This window comes from Alloiococcus sp. CFN-8 (genome assembly GCF_049943125.1).
Classification (GTDB): Bacteria; Bacillota; Clostridia; order Clostridiales; family Clostridiaceae; genus JAEXZL01.
In genome coordinates this window covers 468,711-486,123 of record NZ_CP188040.1, presented here as the reverse complement: position 1 = coordinate 486,123, position 17,413 = coordinate 468,711, and the positions used below count along the sequence as shown (strand labels likewise).

Here is a 17,413-nt window from a genome sequence, read left to right as displayed (position 1 = left end):
GGAAAGACGGAAGGGTAAAATCTCTTACGTGGACATAAATTACAGATTATGGCATAATTATTATAAACTACTGAGGAAGAATAAGCGCCCATAACTAAAGAAGCTCGAAAGAAGGTGATATTATGAAGGAAGTTGCAGGCTACAACTCATTTCTGAAGCTTGAGCCTATTAATAAAGGCTGGTCCAGTGATAAGAAATATTATATAGAAGATATAGAGGGTAAAAGGTTGCTCCTTCGTATTGCAGATATAATCCATTATGACAGAAGAAAGAGTGAGTTCGAGAGTATGAAACAGGTTGCAGCCCTTGGTATACCGATGTCACAGCCAATAGACTTTGGAGTATGTGACAACGGAAAAAGTGTATATTCACTGCTCACATGGTGTGACGGGGAAGATGCAGAGGTGGTTTTACAGAAGCTCACTGAAGCGGAGCAATATGACCTTGGAATAAAGTCTGGCAAAATTCTAAGACAGATTCATTCTATTCCTGCTTCAATAGAACAGGAGGAATGGAGTGTACGCTTTAACCGTAAGGTGAGCGATAAAATTGAAAAATATAAAGGTTGCGGAATAAAGGTTGATGGTGATGATAAAATCATTAGCTATATTGAAAAAAATCGCCACCTATTAGCTAATAGGCCGCAGTGCTTTCACCATGGAGATTATCATGTAGGTAATATGATTATATCACCTGATAATAAGCTTTTGATTATTGATTTCAATCGTCTTGATTTTGGAGACCCTTGGGAGGAATTCAATAGGATAGTGTGGACTGCAGCAGTAAGTCCCCATTTTGCCACAGGCCAGCTCAATGGTTATTTTGGTGGCAGGCCTCCCATTGAGTTTTTCAAGCTATTAGCATTTTATATAGCAAGCAATACTCTATCCTCAATATACTGGTCAATACCATTTGGTGAGGATGAAATTACTACTATGAAAAAGCAGACAAAGGATATTCTATCCTGGTTTGATAACATGAATAATCCTGTACCTACTTGGTATTTGAAAGACTTTTACATTCAATATATTGATAATATACCGTATAAATTGAAGGCTCCCTTTGATATGTCTTTTATCAAAGAATATGGCAAGGCTTTTAAAGTTTATGATGATCAGGATTCTGGTAATATATGCTTTGGCGTGGAAAGCAAGGAAAGTAGGTATTTCATTAAATTTGCAGGAGCACCTACGGAGCAGTATAGAGGAACTCCTGAAGATGCTATAGCACGTTTGGAACACACTGTATCGGTGTATCAAGATTTAGCTCATCCTAGCTTAATTAAATTGATTAAAGCAGAAAATATCGGTGGTGGTTTTGCAGCTATCTTTCAGTGGGTGGATGGAGAGTGTATGGGAAGACAATATCCTAGGTCAAGAGAGAAATTCCTGCAGATGCCGTGTAGTACAAGGCTTGATGTATTTAATGATATACTGTCCTTTCATAATTATGTTATCAAGCAGAATTATATTGCTATAGATTTTTATGACGGAAGTATTATGTATGATTTCAATGGAAAGAAAACTATTATCTGCGATATTGATTTTTATTCAAAGCTACCTTACATCAATAATATGGGTAGAATGTGGGGAAGCTCACGTTTTATGTCCCCAGAAGAATTTGAGAAGGGTGCAGTCATAGATGAAATAACAAATGTATTCCTGATGGGTGCAACGGCATTTGCTCTTTTTGCTGACTGTAGTAGAACACTAGAAAAATGGCAGCTTACAGAAGAATTATACAAGGTTGCATTAAAAGTAGTGAGTAATGAGCGTAGCAAGAGGCAGCAGTCCATACAGAAATTTATTAATGAATGGAATGAAGCGAGGACATAAATGTGATAAAACTTAAGACTATATACAGTAATAAAGAATAATTTAAAAAATTCATCTTAATTATGAGATGGATTTTTTAAGTTATTTGTAATTATATTTATAGTTAATTGTTATATAAGCGAAGGGAGAAAAAGGATGAAAAGTAAGTATCTAGAAATGATTTATCAAAAATACTATAAGCAGCTTTTTCTCTTTGCTTTCTCCCTTTCCCATAACAAGGAAGACGCAGAGGATATGGTTGCAAATACCTTTGTTAAAGCTTTCTTGAGCTATGAACAAGGCAATTTAAAAGCATGGCTATATGTGGTTTTAAAAAATGAGTTTATAAACTTGTATAAAAAGAAGAAGAAAATTATAAGTGAGGATAGGATTAACCTTAATGAAATTGAAGATTCATTGAATGTATTAGAAGAATATATATTAGAGAATAAAAAGAGATGGCTATATAAACAAATCTGCTTGTTAAAGGACAAAGAAAAACAAATAATGCTGTTATCTATTCAAGAGGATTTAGATGATAATACTATTGCCAATATTGTTGGTTTGTCTATTGAAAATGTAAGAGTGATAAAGCATCGTGTGAAAAAGAAGCTTAAGGATTTATGTATGAAGGAGGGACTTATATGAAGGAAGAAGAATTTAATGAGCTATTGGAAAGCGAGGATGGATTTAACAAAGATATAAACAAAAAAATAAAAAAAGCAATGAGAAAACAAATCAATTCTAGAGTAATAAGTATTATATGTGCAATTGCTGTTATTACTGCGGTCTTATATTATGGGACTTCATTTCTATTTGATAAAACAAGCTATAATCCTTTCCATGAAAATGATTTTCTGGTTTTAAATGATGAAAGAGATAGCTTGGATGGCTTCCATGTGTTAATGGGAACCTATATCCGTATGTTTTATCCTGGTAAATTATATTATGGAGATAGTATGGAGCATAGCTATGAAAAGAAAGGCTTTGGTAGTTATGTAGTAAGAGCTAAATTACAAAATTTTATGGATCCTGTTGAAATTGATGGCGCTACAAATGTTGCTTTTAATATTAGAGATATATCCTTAGATGTGGAGTTAAGTGATAGAAAGGCTCTTGGAAGAATAGCAGATGAATTCTATAATGAAAATAATAAAGAGCTGTTTGATGACTTTTGGCTGTATTACAGCTTAGAGGATATAAAAGAATTACCTGAATCCACGGTGCTGGATATATCCTTAAGCTTTAATGAAACCAGATCCTTAGAGGATACTGTGAAGTTTATAAATGAATATGGGGACTCTAGATTTTTCTGGATTGCAACAGGTATAAATACTGAGTTTACAGTTAATTATTTTGCAGTTTCAAATGGTATACCATTATACGATATTGTTGAATATGAATTTACAGACGAGGCTAATAAAGAGTATCCAGGTTTTTATCTTGACTATGATTTTACTGCAAACAACATTGAGGAAAGCTATTTATCAAGATTAAAGCTGCTCATAGATCATGAAGATTTTGTGTGGCTTGTAGATTCCCTTTATCCTAATTCTACACCTTTATTAGAAGCATTAAAGAATAGGTATGAAGAGGTTAAGGCTGAGGGTATTCAAGCTGTTGGTCTTAGAGGCCGCGTAAAAAAAGCTGATTTCCTTAAAATGATTGAAAGGAATCAATTGAAGTTTGCATATATTAATGATGCGAAATTTAGCAGCCTTCAAAGGTGATTAACTATATCGATAATTATTATCAGAAGATAATTAATATTTGATAAATTACCTTAATTTGGTATAATAGTAATAATAGCATAGAGCTACTGATTCTTTAAAGATTCGCTTAAGAAGGAGGAGATTAGCCATGGATAAAAGGGAAACGATAACCATAAATACAACAGTTAACGCTCCTATAGAGAATGTATGGAAGTGTTTTAATGAACCAGAGCACATAAGGAGATGGAATAATGCCTCAGAGGACTGGCATACACCTTCTATTGAGCTGCAAAGGGCTGGTTGGCAGTCTATATTAGGTAATTTTAAAAGATATACTGAAGGAGCAAATTAATGGATATAAATGATTTATTAGCTCATTTAAATAGAGGTGAAGCTATTGAGGGAGGATCGGAATTTCACCAGGTGATGCATGGTGCTGCACAGGAAGCATTAAAGCTAACAGCAGAGCTTAATAGAGAATATCATACCCCTGAGGAGGTCCGTGAGATATTTTCTAAGCTGATTGGTAAGGCAGTGGATGAAAGCTTTGGCCTGTTTCCTCCCTTTTATACAGACTGTGGTAGGAATATCTCTGTGGGTAAAAATGTCTTCATCAACTCTGGCTGCCGCTTTCAGGATCAGGGCGGTATTACAATTGGTGATGGTGCCTTAATAGGACATAATGTGGTGCTAGCTACCCTGAATCATGATGTTAATCCTAGAAAGCGAAGCTCCATACATCCAGCGCCCATTATCATTGGTAAAAATGTATGGATTGGATCAAATGCCACAGTTACACCAGGCGTAACTATTGGTGATGGTGCTATCATAGCTGCTGGAGCTGTTGTTACAAAGGATGTTCCTGATAATGTTATTGTAGGTGGCGTGCCTGCAAAGATAATTAGGGGAATAGAAACAAATAATTAAAAGTATCTAAATAACATTTCGGCTAGTTTGAATGGAGTTCTTCCGTTTAAGCTAGCTTTTTCTATTCTATAGTTAAAGGTCTTTCTTATAGGTATTAGTATACTTAGATTCTAACATACTATATAGTCTTCAACGGTGCAAAATGCACTACAATTAAATGTGGCAAAATGATATATTTTGATTAAAGAAATTATCTTTTAGTATACGGGGAGATGTTATATGAAGTATAGTTACAAAAATCTATCTAATGACCAGATTGAACGATATCTTGAAAGAATTAATTATAGGAATAAGGTTGAAGTAAATGAAAAATGTCTTAGTGGTCTGGTAGATGCGCATCAGAAGGCGATTATTTTTGAGAATCTTGATATTTACTTTGAGAAGCGTCCTGTATCATTAGAGCTTGATGATTTGTTTGACAAGCTAGTTACACGAAAAAGAGGGGGCTTTTGCTTTGAATTAAATGGCCTTTTTGTAGCACTTTTAAGAAGCATAGGCTTCGATGCTTGGTCGTGTTTTTGTCGTGTAACAATGTTTGAAGGAGAGTACTTTATGCCCATCAATCATAGGGGGTGTATAGTTAAGCTTGATAATCTATTATATTATTGTGATGTGGGATTTGGAGGACCAATGCCAGGAGGAGCACTGCCCATAGGAGAGGATGGAGAGCATACCATAAAGGATGAAACTTACTTTACCATAGACTGTGGCGATGGTTGGAAGGAAATGTGGAGAAAATCTAAAGTGTTAAAGCCAGATGAAGCTGCTTCAGAGTGGGTAGGTAAACGTATTCTTAGGTTTTCTTTAAATCATACAGACCCCATTGACTTTATTGCTCTGTGCAATTATATGGCTAGGGATGAATCAGAATTCCGCACAGGATATATGGTGAATTACAAGAGAGAGGACGGATATTACGCAATAAGTGGAAGAACTCTTCATATAAATACTTCTTCACAGGAATTTAAAAAAGAACTTGAAACGGAAGATGATGCCAGAATAGCTTTAAAGAAATATTTTGGTATATCAATAAAGGTATAAAAGGAGGGGAAATTCTAGTGGTATTTAACGAGGAATTGTTTTTAAAGGACTTGAATTTTGTGAAAGAAACCCAAGGGGATAAGGAGATTGAGGCTTTTTTAAAAGCTGCAATTAAGAATCTCCGGGAATCTCTACCTGAAAATATGGGCTGCTGCTGCTCCTATGGCTCCTGTGAGGGAGATCCACGACTAGAGGAAATGAATGAGTTAAAGAAGAAAAGAGTTCGTATTGAAAGAAGCTCTGGAACAGCTTATATAATAAAGGAGCTTGGTGTTTTTTATAAGGAAAAAGGAAAGCTTGAAAGAGCCAGGGAAATCTTTAAGGAGGCTCTAGAAGAATTATCCCTGGGTGGGGTATCACAAGGAAGGCTATATTCGGAGATAATAGCTCTTATTAGTAATTTAAATTGAGATTTATATGAGGTTGCTGACAAAGTCAGCAACCTTATTTAAGCATTAAGACAGTATTCGAGTTTGTCTTTATTACGGAATCGTTTAATGAGAAATTTCTCAAATTAATAGTTATTATGCACTTTAATATATGAAAATAATGTATAATATTAGTATGTTATATATTATTTGAATAATTATTGAAGAAAAGCAAATAATTTTTAGAAAATTTAAAAAATGTGCAAAATTCACTAACCTCCTGTTTTTCACATAGATATAATTTAAATCGTAAGGTGTTTAAAATTCATGTGAAAATTTAAACAATAAAATAAGGAGGAAATTCTATGAAACAAAATGAAATGAAACTTCAGGACATCTTGAAGGAGCGAGGAATCGACATGGCAGAAGTTGATGCGGTGTTGGAAACTGAGGTTCCTGAAAAGAAGGAAAGTAGCCAAAAGTTATTAGATGTTTATTACTCTTTAAAAGTAAGTGCTGATATGGAAATTCCTTATTGGTACAACAGAGTATGGTGGGAAAATGAAGGTGATATCACTGAAGTAAGAAGAGCAAAGGCTATGGCGGCTGCTTTATCTCACGTTACTCCTACTGTTCAACCTTATGAAAAAGTAATAATGAACAAGAATAAATTTGTAAGAGGAGCTTTCCCATTCCCATGGGTATGTGCATCTTTCTTTAATGCTCAGGCAGAAGCACTTATGAATGAAGTGGATGCACCTAAAATGAGTGAAGCTGACGACATCAGTATAGTTGGAGCTGGTGGCGGAAATATAACTGAGAGCTATGGTGAAATCGTTTGCTTGGCAAAAAAGTTCGGTATGAGAAAAGATGAAATACCTGTACTAGTTAAAGTTTCAAAGTATTGGGATGGAATTTCTGTAGAAGATTTAAGTGATAAATATGCAAAATTAACCCCTGACTATGATCAGTTCAGAAGAACTATGGATAGCGTAGTATGTATGTTTGACTCTTTTGCTATCCCTCAGGGACGTGAAGTTATAAATTATTATCTTCCTCTTCAATATGGTTTTGATGGAATTATTGAAGAATGCGATAAGAAAATACCAGAGCTTATGGGCGAGGCTGGAGACGATGGACAATTTGGAATGAGCAGAGCTTACTATTATGTAGCTATGAAGGAAATAGCTAAGGGCTTGAGCACATGGTTAGAAAATCATGCTAAGAGAGCAGCTTACCTTGCTACCATAGAAACTGATCCAGCAATTAAGGCGAATTATGAAGCCGTTGCGAAAAATGCTATGAATGCAGCTCATAGAAAACCTCAGACCTTCTGGGAAGCTCTTCAGATAACCTTCTGCTGCCATCTTGGAGTAGTTAATGAAGACCCACAATCCGGTCAATCCATCGGAAGAATTGGACAAGTACTACAGCCATTCTATCAAAAGGATATTAGAGAAGGCGTTATGACCGATGAAGAGGTTATTGAACTTCTTGAACAATATAGAATTAAGATTACTCAAATTGAATGCTTTGCTTCTTCAGGAGTTTCTGGTGGTGTTCTTTCCGGTAATACCTTTAATAACCTTTCCCTTGGTGGCTTAAACTATAAAGGTACTTCAGCGGTTACACCTCTTGAATATCTAATCATAGAAGCAGGTATGAGATGTCAGACTACTCAGCCTACTCTTTCAATTCTTTACGATGAAAGAACCCCTGAAGACTTCTTAATGAAGGCTGCAAGATGTACTAAGCTTGGTATGGGATATCCTGCTTGGATGAATAATCAACAGGGAATGAACTTCATGCTCAGACAGTATGGGCCAGAGGGAATGAATGTTGAAGATGCTAGGGCATGGTGTCTTGGTGGATGCCTTGAATCCGCACCTGGCTGCTTCCAGCCATTAGATTATGATGGTCAGGTTTGGATGATTCCTGGTGGAGCCTCTCCAACATGTGGTACAGGCGTTCACTTTATAGCTCTTCCAAAGCTTATCGAATTAGTTCTTACTAATGGTGTTGATAAGAGAACAGGTAAGATGATATTCCCACCACATAATACAAAAATTGATTCCTATGAGACCTTATTTAAGCTCTGGGGACATTATCTAACAATTGCTACTGATTGTGTTAACAAGGCTAATAATCTTCAGATGGACATTTGGAGAAAGCACAATATGCCAGTGGTTCAATCACTATTAAAGCCTGACTGCTTCAAGGTTGGAAGGCATATAGGAACAATGGGTGCAAGATACAATGCTACAATCAACTTCGAGTCCTGCGGTACTGTAACCTATTTGAACGCTATGGCTTCAATTAAGAAAAATGTATTTGATGATAAGAAGTACACAATTGAGGAAATGACAGATGCATTATTAAATAACTTTGGGTTTAAAACTGCTTATGAAACAGGAGTATTCTCCCCTGACTTCAGAGAAAGTACAGAAAACAGTGCTAAATATGCACAGATATTTGCAGATTGCATAAATGCACCTAAGTATGGTAATGCAGACTGGGCAGCTGATAGCCTTCTTGTTGAGTATGAAGACTTTATGTTTGATTGGGTGCATCAATTCCGTTCCTACTATGGAAAGCCATTATACATGTGTCAAATTTCCGTATCTACTCACGGACCACAAGGCTTCATAACCTTGGCTAGCGCTGATGGAAGACTTGCAGGAACCACATATGCAGATGGATCAATGTCAGCTGCTGCAGGAACTGATAAGAACGGTATCTATGCAATATTTGAATCAGCAACAGTTTATGACCACTCAATGTGCCAGAACTCCCAGATGAATCTGAAGCTTCATCCATCAGCAGTTAAGGGAATTAACGGTACTAGAAAACTTCTTGACTGCGTAAGAGCATATATGAGAAAGGGTGGCTTCCACGTTCAATTTAATGTTGTTGATTCCAATACCTTACGAGATGCTCAGAAGAAGCCAGAAGCTTATAGAGACTTAATGGTTCGTGTTGCAGGATTTACTCAGTACTGGTGTGAAATTGGTAAGCCAATTCAGGATGAGGTTATATACAGAACTGAATATGATGAGGCATAAAGGTAATCTATAATAAATTTACATATTCATATTTTGGTTTATGCCCGAGGAGGCATATACCCTTGGGCGTTAACCTTAAATACGTCCCACTGAGGGGCCTATAATATAAGGAGGTAAAATAAATGAAACACGTTGATTGCAAGAATTATATACATTTGGATGTTGAAAAAGGAATGTGTGGATTAACTAAGATGATAGTTCCTATAGATGGGGAAGGTAGTGAAGCATGCCCCGAGTTTATAGAAGTTGAGAAATGTGGAAATTGCAAAAATTTTGCTAACGAAGACAGATATGGTATAGGATTATGTACAGGCTTAGAAAAGGAAAATTGGGCATATTCCTCTTGTGGAGCCTTCGGATGTAACGGATATAAAGCTAGATAGGCTGTATATGGAAGAAAAAGGATTAATATTTGACATTCAAAGCTTTTCTGTTCATGATGGACCTGGCTGCAGAACAAATGTATTTTTTACTGGATGCCCTCTGCAGTGTAAATGGTGCGCTAACCCAGAGAGCTGGATTCTAAAAAAGCATATAATGTTTGCTGAAAGAGTTTGTAAATGGGAAAAAGGTTGTAAAGTCTGTGAAGGAAAATGTCCCTACGGTTCCATAGTGTTCGATTTAAGTGGAAAACCAAGTATACAATGGGATATATGCAAGAATTGCGAAACCTTTGAGTGTACTTCAATTTGTCCGAATAATGCACTGAAGCAATGTGTTAAGGAGCTGTCTGTTGATGAATTGATGAAAATTCTTAGACGGGACTTTAGCAACTGGGGACCAGAAGGAGGAGTTACCTTCACTGGTGGTGAGCCTTTAATGCAGCATAAATTCCTATTAGAGGTATTGAAAAGATGTAAGGATATGCAGATCCACACAGCCATAGAGACCTCTGGATTTACAAGCGAAAAAATATTTCTAGAAGTTATGAAATATATTCATTTTGCTTTTGTAGATGTAAAAAACATGGATGATGAATTGCATAAGGAAGGAACGGGGGTTTCCAACAAGCAAATTCTTTCAAATATATCTGCATTGAAAAAATCTAGATGGAAAGGGAGAATTGTTTTAAGAACTCCTATAATTAGAGGATATAATGACAGCTTAGAAAATGCGAACAAATGTATTGAGTTCATGAAGGAAAACGATCTTTATGAAATTAATTTGCTTAAGTTCCATAGATTAGGTGGTACTAAATGGGATCAGCTTGGAAGAGATTATGTATATAATACCGTTGGAACAGGGGATGTAACGGAAGAACAGCTTAGTAAGCTACAGGAGGTTTATCTTGATAACAGAATAGCTTGTTATATTGCTGATAATACACCCTTTTAGTCTTGAAGGGGGATTGTGTAAAGCATAAATCCCCCATTATTATATTAAATTATTCTCAATTTAATTAAGGAGGTACTTTCTTTTGGGAAAAATAATTAAGAAAGCTATTTGTTACTTTGGTGGGATGTTTCTAATTGCCTTTGGAATAAGAATATCAGCTTTAAGTGCTACAGGTATATCACCAGTTAGCTCAATTCCTAGAGCATGTGAAAAAATATTTGCTAAGTTTGGTATAGAGGGAATATCTCTTGGTATGAGCACTTCTATGATATATGTTATTCTTATAATTTTACAAATCATCATTTTAAGAAAGAAGTATAAACCAATACAATTACTTCAATTTGGAATTACATTTATTTTAAGTTATTTTATTGATGTATGCTTATTCGTAAACAACTTATTACCTAAGCCTTCTAATTATTTTATACAGCTTATTTATCTTGTACTTAGTGTAGTGATTATTGCTGTGGGAGTTTCCTTCTATCTTATGCCAAAATGGATACCACTACCTGCAGAAGGATTATCAGCGGCTGTTAGTGAGGCAAGTGAAGGTAAGATAGCCTTCCACAATGCTAAGAGTACTGTAGATACAAGCATGGTTGTTGTAGCAGCAATTTTATCTTTTGCCCTATTAGGGGGGGGAAAGGCTTTTACAGATGCTAATCTTGTTGTTGTAAGAGAAGGAACAATAGTAGCAGCCATATTTGTAGGAAAGGGAGTAGGTATTATTAATAAAGCTATAAAAGAAAAAGTAGTGGCATGGATTGAAAAATAGATTTTAGTGAAAATTAGATAAAAGAATAAATAATTGACCAAATATAATTTATGATGTTGGTGATTTAATTGTATAAGTATGATGATGAAATTTATAAAGTTATTAACGATTGTGGTCATGACACGGATAATCTTCCTATTGTCAGCTTTAAAAAGGGAGATTATGTAGTACACGCAGGAAAGGATAATGACTATATATTTTACATTCTTGAAGGAAAGGTTAAGGTAGTTGCTACGGCTTCCAATGGTAAAAAAATATTGGTGGATGATTTAACACCAGGTCATTTCGCTGGTCATCTGAGTAATCTGCAAAACAAAAATTTTTATTGTGACACAATAGCAGAAACATCATCTATACTCATAAAGTTATCTGTAAAATGTTTTACAACTCTTATGAAGAATGAAATATTTGCTCGATTTTATTATTGTAAAGTTAATGAACGACTTTATACTATGTATAAGAAAACCCTAGTAAATAAGTTATTTACGCAGTATGAAATCATCGCCTATCACATCTTAGAAAACCGTGAAGGTAATCGCTTTGTATGTGATAGCCTCTATAAGGCATGTTTGGAATTATGTATAAGCAGAAGAAACTTATATTATGTTTTGGACAAGTTAAAGGATGAATACATATTAGGGAAAGATGAAAAAGGTTGTTATATTTCTGATCGTGAAATGCTAATGGAAATAGCAAAGCCAGTGAAGGATTATTATAATAACGAATATTGAATTTAAATTTAGTATTAAGCATAGTAATTAAAAAATATTGGCGTGCCTAGATTTTATTATATCTATTCACGTCATTATTTCAAATTAATATTGTTAACCTATAGGAAAGGATGTGTTTATAACGGAACATTTATCTGAAGAACTATTAGAAATGCTCAACTGTGAAACAGTATTCACAATTCCTGTCTTAGGTGGTATCGGAGTTTCAGAGTCTACAGTAATAACCTGGTTCATAATAGCTGCACTTACAATAATATCCATAGCGCTTACTCGTAATCTAGTGGTTGAAAACCCTGGGAAGAGGCAGCTGGCTATCGAGTTTGCCGTTGAATGGCTCTATAGCTTCTTCGATGATATCATAGGGGAGCATGGAAGAAAGTACATACCATATCTCATGACGGTAATCATATATCTTGGGACTGCTAACACTATAGGACTTCTTGGAATGAAGCCACCCACAAAAGACTTATCCGTTACACTAGGTCTTGCAATAATGAGTATAGTGCTCATTGAGTCAGCGACCATTTCCAAGAGCGGAGTCAAGGGCTATTTCAAGAAAAAGGCTGAACCTATTGCAATTGTAGCTCCAATAAACTTTCTTGAGATCCTCATTAGACCTCTATCTTTATGTATGCGACTTTTTGGTAACATACTTGGAGCCTTTGTTGTTATGGAGCTTATCAAGATTATTATCCCTGTGGGGGTACCCGTAGCATTTAGCCTGTACTTCGATATATTTGATGCCTTGATTCAGGCTTATGTATTCGTATTTTTAACCTCTTTGTTCATCAAAGAAGCCATTGAATAAAAATTTAAGATAAAAGAAGGAGAGAGGAAGGTTATGTCACAATTAATAGCAATTGGTGCTGCTGTAGCAGTATTAACAGGAGTAGGAGCAGGTATAGGTATAGGCGTTGCCACAGCGAAGGCTTCAGAGGCTGTAGCAAGACAGCCGGAAGCAGAAGGTAAGATTAGTAAGATATTGCTTTTGGGTGCTGCCTTGGCAGAAGCAACCGCTATTTATGGTTTCGTTATAGCCCTATTAATAATACTGTTCCTTAAATAATAGATAAAGGAGTGTATATAGGTGCTTAGACTAGATTGGAACCTTTTATTTACAATAATAAATTTATTAATATTATATTTACTTATGAAGAAGTTTTTGTATAAGCCTGTTCTTGGCATTATTGAAAAGCGCAGGAGCCTTGTAGAAGCTCAGCTGAATAACTCAGCTGAAATAGAAAAACAGGCAAATGAGTTAAAAGCTCAGTATGAGGAAAAGCTACTCATGGGAAATGCAGAATATCATACTATTATTGAAGAGTCTAAAAAGAAGGGAGAGCTTGCTTACGAAGCTATAATAGAAAAAGCAAATGCTGAAGCCCAGAAGATATTGATCAAGGCTGAGAAAAAGATTGAGAGAGAGAAAGAAAACGCCCTAGTAAACCTTAAGGATGAGATTGGAATGTTAGCTATAGAGGCCGCTGAGAAAATTATCAATGACAAAGCTACGCTAGGTAGAGACTGTGAACTGTATGATGATTTTTTAGTCAAGGTAGGTGGAAGCGATGGCGAAGGAGATAAATAGAGTAGAAGCAAGGCTTCTATATGTTACTCCCCCTACAGAGGAGCAGATAATTGGCATAAGATCTTTTATAAATGACAGGTATAAAAAGGAAGAAGTCAATCTTATTCTGGAGGAAAGAAAGAGTCTTATTGGTGGATTTGTGCTTAAGATAGGCAATGAAGAGTATGACTGGAGCACAAAGGAAAAGCTTCGCCAGATCAAAGCTCATATAAAAGATGGCATTTGTGAAAAGTTACAGTGCCCCAAGGACATAATATCTATAGTTAAAGAGGAAATCAAAAGTGCTCAATTTGACGAAAATTGCAAAGAGGTTGGCTATGTAACCTTTTTAGGCGACGGTATCGCAACCATAAAAGGCTTGGACCATGTAATGTACGGAGAAATTGTGATTTTTGAAACAGGTACAAAGGGGATGGTTCAGGATATAAGAGAGGACGAGATTGGCTGTATACTCTTCGGTCGTGATAACGATATCATGGAGGGATCTAGAGTTGTTGGCTCTGGAAAGAAGGCTGGGGTTAAGGTAGGAAAGGACTTCCTTGGAAGGGTAGTGGATGCTCTTGGAAATCCCATAGACGGCTTGGGCTTAATAAAGGGAGAGGATTACCGTCCTATAGAGTCCAAGGCTCAGGGTATTGTTGAAAGAAGAGCTGTTGATGTGCCGCTGGAAACAGGAATATTATCAATAGACTCTATGTTTCCTATAGGAAGAGGTCAGAGAGAGCTTATCATAGGGGACAGGCAGACCGGTAAGACATCCATAGCCATGGATACTATAATTAATCAGAAGGGAAAGGATGTTATATGCATCTATGTTGCTATAGGACAGAAGGCTTCCACCGTAGCAAAGCTTGTTACCACCCTTAAGCAGAACGGTGCCATGGAGTATACTACTGTTGTATCCTCTACGGCCAGTGATACAGCTACCCTTCAGTACATAGCACCCTATTCTGGAACTGCCATGGCTGAGCATTTTATGCGTCAGGGAAAGGATGTTCTCATAGTTTATGATGACCTATCCAAGCATGCGGTTGCATACCGTGCAATCTCACTGCTGCTGGAACGTTCTCCTGGTAGAGAAGCTTATCCCGGGGATGTTTTCTACCTCCATTCAAGGCTTCTTGAGCGTTCTGCAAGGCTTAACGAAAATTTCGGTGGTGGCTCCATAACGGCACTGCCAATAATAGAAACCCAGGCTGGTGACGTTAGTGCTTACATACCCACCAATGTTATATCCATAACCGACGGACAGATATTCCTAGAAAGCAGTCTCTTCTTCTCAGGAATAAGGCCTGCGGTTAATGTAGGACTTTCCGTATCCCGTGTTGGTGGAGCAGCCCAGACGAAGGCAATGAAAAAGGCTGCAGGAAGTGTAAGAATAGACCTGGCACAGTACAGGGAAATGGAGGTTTTCACCCAGTTCAGCTCTGACCTAGATGATGCCACCAAGATGCAGCTTGCCTACGGAAGCGGTCTCATGGAGCTTTTGAAGCAACCTTTGGCTCATCCTATGTCAATGTGTGATCAGGTATTAACTCTGGTAATGGCTACTAACAAGATAATGGTAGGCGTAGAAACCCAAAATATCAAAAAGTTCCAGGGAGAAATTCTGAAGTTCTTCCACCAGGAGCATCCAGATATGGTACAGGAGATAGAAACAACCAATAAGCTATCTGATGAGCTTATAGAAAAGATTATCAGCATAGCAAAAGAATATGTAAGCAGGTAATAGCTATGGCAGATGTTAGAGAGATTAAAAACAGGATGAACAGCGTTAGGGATACAATGAAAATAACTAATGCAATGCATATGATTTCTACTACTAAATTGAAGCAGGCTAAAAGAGCATTGAATAAAACGGAGCCGTTCTTTGAAGAGCTCCAGAAGACTATGCATGATATAATCAAGAGATTTCCTAGTGCTCCCTATATCTTCTTTGAAGATGAGGAAAATCAGAAAATCTCAAAGAAAAAAACATGTTATTTAGTCATAACAGGAGATAAGGGGCTTGCAGGAGCTTATAATCACAATGCATGCAAGCTTGCACTAGAACACATGGAGAAAAATGCAGGAGAAGAAAGCTGTTTCTGCACCGTTGGTATATTCGGATACCATTTTTTCTCCAAGAAGGAGTATAATCTAAAAAAGGATTTTCAGTTTACTGCTTCTAATCCCACCTTGAAGAAAGCAAGGCTTATTGCAGATGAGCTTGTAGATATGTACTTAAGCAGGAAGGCTGATGAAATATACGTGATCTATACAAAAAATGAAAGTGCTATTTCTTCAAAAACTATTATTGAAAAACTGCTTCCCCTTTCTAAGGAGAATTTTCAAGTTAGAGAAGCAGCCTCAGAGCTTCCTATATATCCTTCTGCGGAAGAGATTGTTTCTGCTCTGGTTCCGGATTATTTAACTGGCTATATATTCGCCACTCTTATGGAGTCCTATACTAGTGAGCAGAATGCTCGTGTTATGGCCATGGAGAGTGCCACAAGAAACGCTAAGATTATGCTCCAGGAAATGTCCATTGTTTATAATCGGCTGCGTCAGGCCAATATAACACAGGAAATTACCGAGGTGGTAAGCGGGGCTAGAGCGCAGAAGAATAAGAAAAAAATGAAGTTTAAGGAAGGAGATCATTCGTTATCATGAAAAAGCAGTCAATACATATTGGTAAAATAATACGAATTGCAGGCCCTGTTGTTGATGTGACTTTTGAGGCCGGGTATCTCCCCCGTATAAAGGAAGCTTTGGAGCTGGATAATGACGGTACAAGAACCGTCATGGAGGTGGCACAGCATGTAGGAAATAACGTGGCTCGCTGTATCATGCTAGCTGCCAGTGAAGGTCTTAGAAAGGGTATGGAGGTTACCTCCTACGGAACTGAAATAATGGTTCCAGTAGGAGAAAAAACCCTAGGAAGACTTTTTAATGTTCTTGGAGATACCATAGATGATGGGGATAAAATAGAGGCTGTTGAAAAATGGTCTATTCACAGGGAGCCTCCGAGCTTTGAGGATCAGAGCCCTGTAGTTGAGATGCTGGAAACGGGAATAAAGGTGATAGATCTTCTGGCTCCTTACGCTAAGGGCGGAAAGATCGGACTCTTCGGAGGAGCAGGAGTAGGTAAAACAGTGCTCATTCAAGAGCTCATCACTAATGTAGCTACAGAACATGGGGGATACTCAATATTTACAGGAGTAGGAGAGCGTTCTAGAGAAGGAAATGACCTATGGACAGAGATGAGAGAATCAGGAGTTTTATCAAAGACCGCCCTGGTGTTTGGACAGATGAATGAACCACCGGGAGCTCGTATGAGAGTTGCTGAATCCGGACTTACCATGGCAGAGTACTTCAGAGACCATGACCATCAGGATGTGCTTCTCTTCATAGATAATATTTTCCGTTTTGTTCAGGCAGGTTCTGAGGTATCAGCACTTCTTGGACGTATGCCTTCTGCCGTAGGCTACCAGCCAACCTTGTCTACTGATATGGGAGAGCTTCAGGAGAGAATAGCATCTACTAAGAATGGTTCCGTAACTTCAGTGCAGGCTGTATATGTACCTGCTGATGATCTCACTGACCCGGCTCCGGCAACAACCTTTGCTCACCTTGACGCTACAACGGTTTTATCCAGAAAGATAGTGGAACAGGGTATATATCCAGCCGTTGATCCCCTTGAATCCACCTCCCGTATACTGGAGGAAGATGTGGTAGGGGAAGAGCACTATAATACTGCCAGAAAGGTACAGGAAATACTTCAGAAGTATAAGAACCTTCAAGATATTATAGCAATACTAGGTATGGACGAGCTATCCGATGAGGATAAGCTTATAGTATATCGTGCTAGAAAAATTCAAAAATTTCTTTCTCAACCTTTCCATGTAGCTGAAAACTTCACAGGGGTTCCTGGTAAATATGTACCGGTAAAGGATACTATTAGAGGCTTTAAGGCAATCATCAACGGTGAGATGGATGAATATCCCGAGTGGGCATTTTTCAACGTTGGTGGTATTGATGATGTAATAAAGAAAGCGAATCTTAGTCCTCTACAATGAAA

General features: G+C 37.2%; 18 protein-coding genes. All 18 read left to right on the top strand.

The annotated features are described in order from the left end of the window. The first annotated feature begins 122 nt into the window (after positions 1–122). The 18 genes from ACPWSR_RS02260 (at position 123) to atpD (ending at position 17,411) form a co-directional block, all read left to right on the top strand. Positions 123–1,835, top strand: a complete 1,713-nt coding sequence (locus ACPWSR_RS02260; protein WP_426350076.1) for an aminoglycoside phosphotransferase family protein — start codon at positions 123–125, stop codon at positions 1,833–1,835. 135 nt (positions 1,836–1,970) lie between these two features. After that, positions 1,971–2,462 (top strand): RNA polymerase sigma factor, encoded by a 492-nt coding sequence (locus ACPWSR_RS02255; protein ID WP_426350075.1) that lies wholly within the window; start codon positions 1,971–1,973, stop codon positions 2,460–2,462. Continuing rightward, entirely contained in the window at positions 2,459–3,544 is a 1,086-nt protein-coding gene (locus tag ACPWSR_RS02250; RefSeq protein ID WP_426350074.1) for an anti sigma factor C-terminal domain-containing protein, read from the top strand. Before ACPWSR_RS02255 ends, ACPWSR_RS02250 begins: the two co-directional genes overlap by 4 nt. Positions 3,545–3,674: 130 nt before the next feature. Continuing rightward, positions 3,675–3,878, top strand: a complete 204-nt coding sequence (locus ACPWSR_RS02245; protein WP_426350073.1) for a hypothetical protein — start codon at positions 3,675–3,677, stop codon at positions 3,876–3,878. Further along, on the top strand, positions 3,878–4,453 hold the full coding sequence (locus tag ACPWSR_RS02240) for a DapH/DapD/GlmU-related protein (protein WP_426350072.1): 576 nt from the start codon (positions 3,878–3,880) through the stop codon (positions 4,451–4,453). Before ACPWSR_RS02245 ends, ACPWSR_RS02240 begins: the two co-directional genes overlap by 1 nt. Positions 4,454–4,672: 219 nt before the next feature. Further along, positions 4,673–5,494, top strand: coding sequence for an arylamine N-acetyltransferase family protein (locus ACPWSR_RS02235; protein WP_426350071.1), 822 nt, complete (start codon positions 4,673–4,675; stop codon positions 5,492–5,494). A 17-nt stretch (positions 5,495–5,511) separates the two neighbouring features. Continuing rightward, positions 5,512–5,904, top strand: coding sequence for a hypothetical protein (locus ACPWSR_RS02230; protein ID WP_426350070.1), 393 nt, complete (start codon positions 5,512–5,514; stop codon positions 5,902–5,904). 323 nt (positions 5,905–6,227) lie between these two features. Further along, complete coding sequence (gene hpdB / locus ACPWSR_RS02225) at positions 6,228–8,924, top strand: 4-hydroxyphenylacetate decarboxylase large subunit (protein WP_426350069.1); 2,697 nt, start codon at positions 6,228–6,230, stop codon at positions 8,922–8,924. A gap of 122 nt (positions 8,925–9,046) precedes the next feature. After that, positions 9,047–9,307, top strand: coding sequence for a 4-hydroxyphenylacetate decarboxylase small subunit (hpdC, locus tag ACPWSR_RS02220; protein ID WP_426350068.1), 261 nt, complete (start codon positions 9,047–9,049; stop codon positions 9,305–9,307). Continuing rightward, the gene (gene hpdA / locus ACPWSR_RS02215; RefSeq protein ID WP_426350067.1) at positions 9,270–10,259 is read left to right on the top strand and encodes a 4-hydroxyphenylacetate decarboxylase activase; all 990 of its coding nucleotides are present in this window, start codon (positions 9,270–9,272) and stop codon (positions 10,257–10,259) included. The genes hpdC and hpdA overlap by 38 nt, the downstream gene beginning before the upstream one ends. An 82-nt stretch (positions 10,260–10,341) precedes the next feature. Then, positions 10,342–11,034 carry a DUF6198 family protein gene (locus ACPWSR_RS02210; protein WP_426350066.1) on the top strand — a complete coding sequence of 231 codons (693 nt, stop codon included), beginning with the start codon at positions 10,342–10,344 and terminating at the stop codon, positions 11,032–11,034. A gap of 68 nt (positions 11,035–11,102) precedes the next feature. Then, positions 11,103–11,765, top strand: coding sequence for a Crp/Fnr family transcriptional regulator (locus tag ACPWSR_RS02205; RefSeq protein WP_426350065.1), 663 nt, complete (start codon positions 11,103–11,105; stop codon positions 11,763–11,765). A gap of 112 nt (positions 11,766–11,877) precedes the next feature. After that, positions 11,878–12,573 (top strand): F0F1 ATP synthase subunit A, encoded by a 696-nt coding sequence (locus ACPWSR_RS02200; RefSeq protein WP_426350064.1) that lies wholly within the window; start codon positions 11,878–11,880, stop codon positions 12,571–12,573. Between the two features lie 33 nt (positions 12,574–12,606). Then, positions 12,607–12,831 carry an ATP synthase F0 subunit C gene (gene atpE, locus ACPWSR_RS02195; protein ID WP_426350063.1) on the top strand — a complete coding sequence of 75 codons (225 nt, stop codon included), beginning with the start codon at positions 12,607–12,609 and terminating at the stop codon, positions 12,829–12,831. Between the two features lie 21 nt (positions 12,832–12,852). After that, positions 12,853–13,353 (top strand): F0F1 ATP synthase subunit B, encoded by a 501-nt coding sequence (gene atpF / locus ACPWSR_RS02190; protein WP_426350062.1) that lies wholly within the window; start codon positions 12,853–12,855, stop codon positions 13,351–13,353. Next, complete coding sequence (atpA, locus tag ACPWSR_RS02185) at positions 13,334–15,082, top strand: F0F1 ATP synthase subunit alpha (RefSeq protein ID WP_426350061.1); 1,749 nt, start codon at positions 13,334–13,336, stop codon at positions 15,080–15,082. Before atpF ends, atpA begins: the two co-directional genes overlap by 20 nt. Before the next feature lie 5 nt (positions 15,083–15,087). Then, positions 15,088–16,005, top strand: coding sequence for an ATP synthase F1 subunit gamma (atpG, locus tag ACPWSR_RS02180; RefSeq protein ID WP_426350060.1), 918 nt, complete (start codon positions 15,088–15,090; stop codon positions 16,003–16,005). Beyond that, positions 16,002–17,411 (top strand): F0F1 ATP synthase subunit beta, encoded by a 1,410-nt coding sequence (atpD, locus tag ACPWSR_RS02175; protein WP_426350059.1) that lies wholly within the window; start codon positions 16,002–16,004, stop codon positions 17,409–17,411. The genes atpG and atpD overlap by 4 nt, the downstream gene beginning before the upstream one ends. Positions 17,412–17,413: the final 2 nt, after the last annotated feature.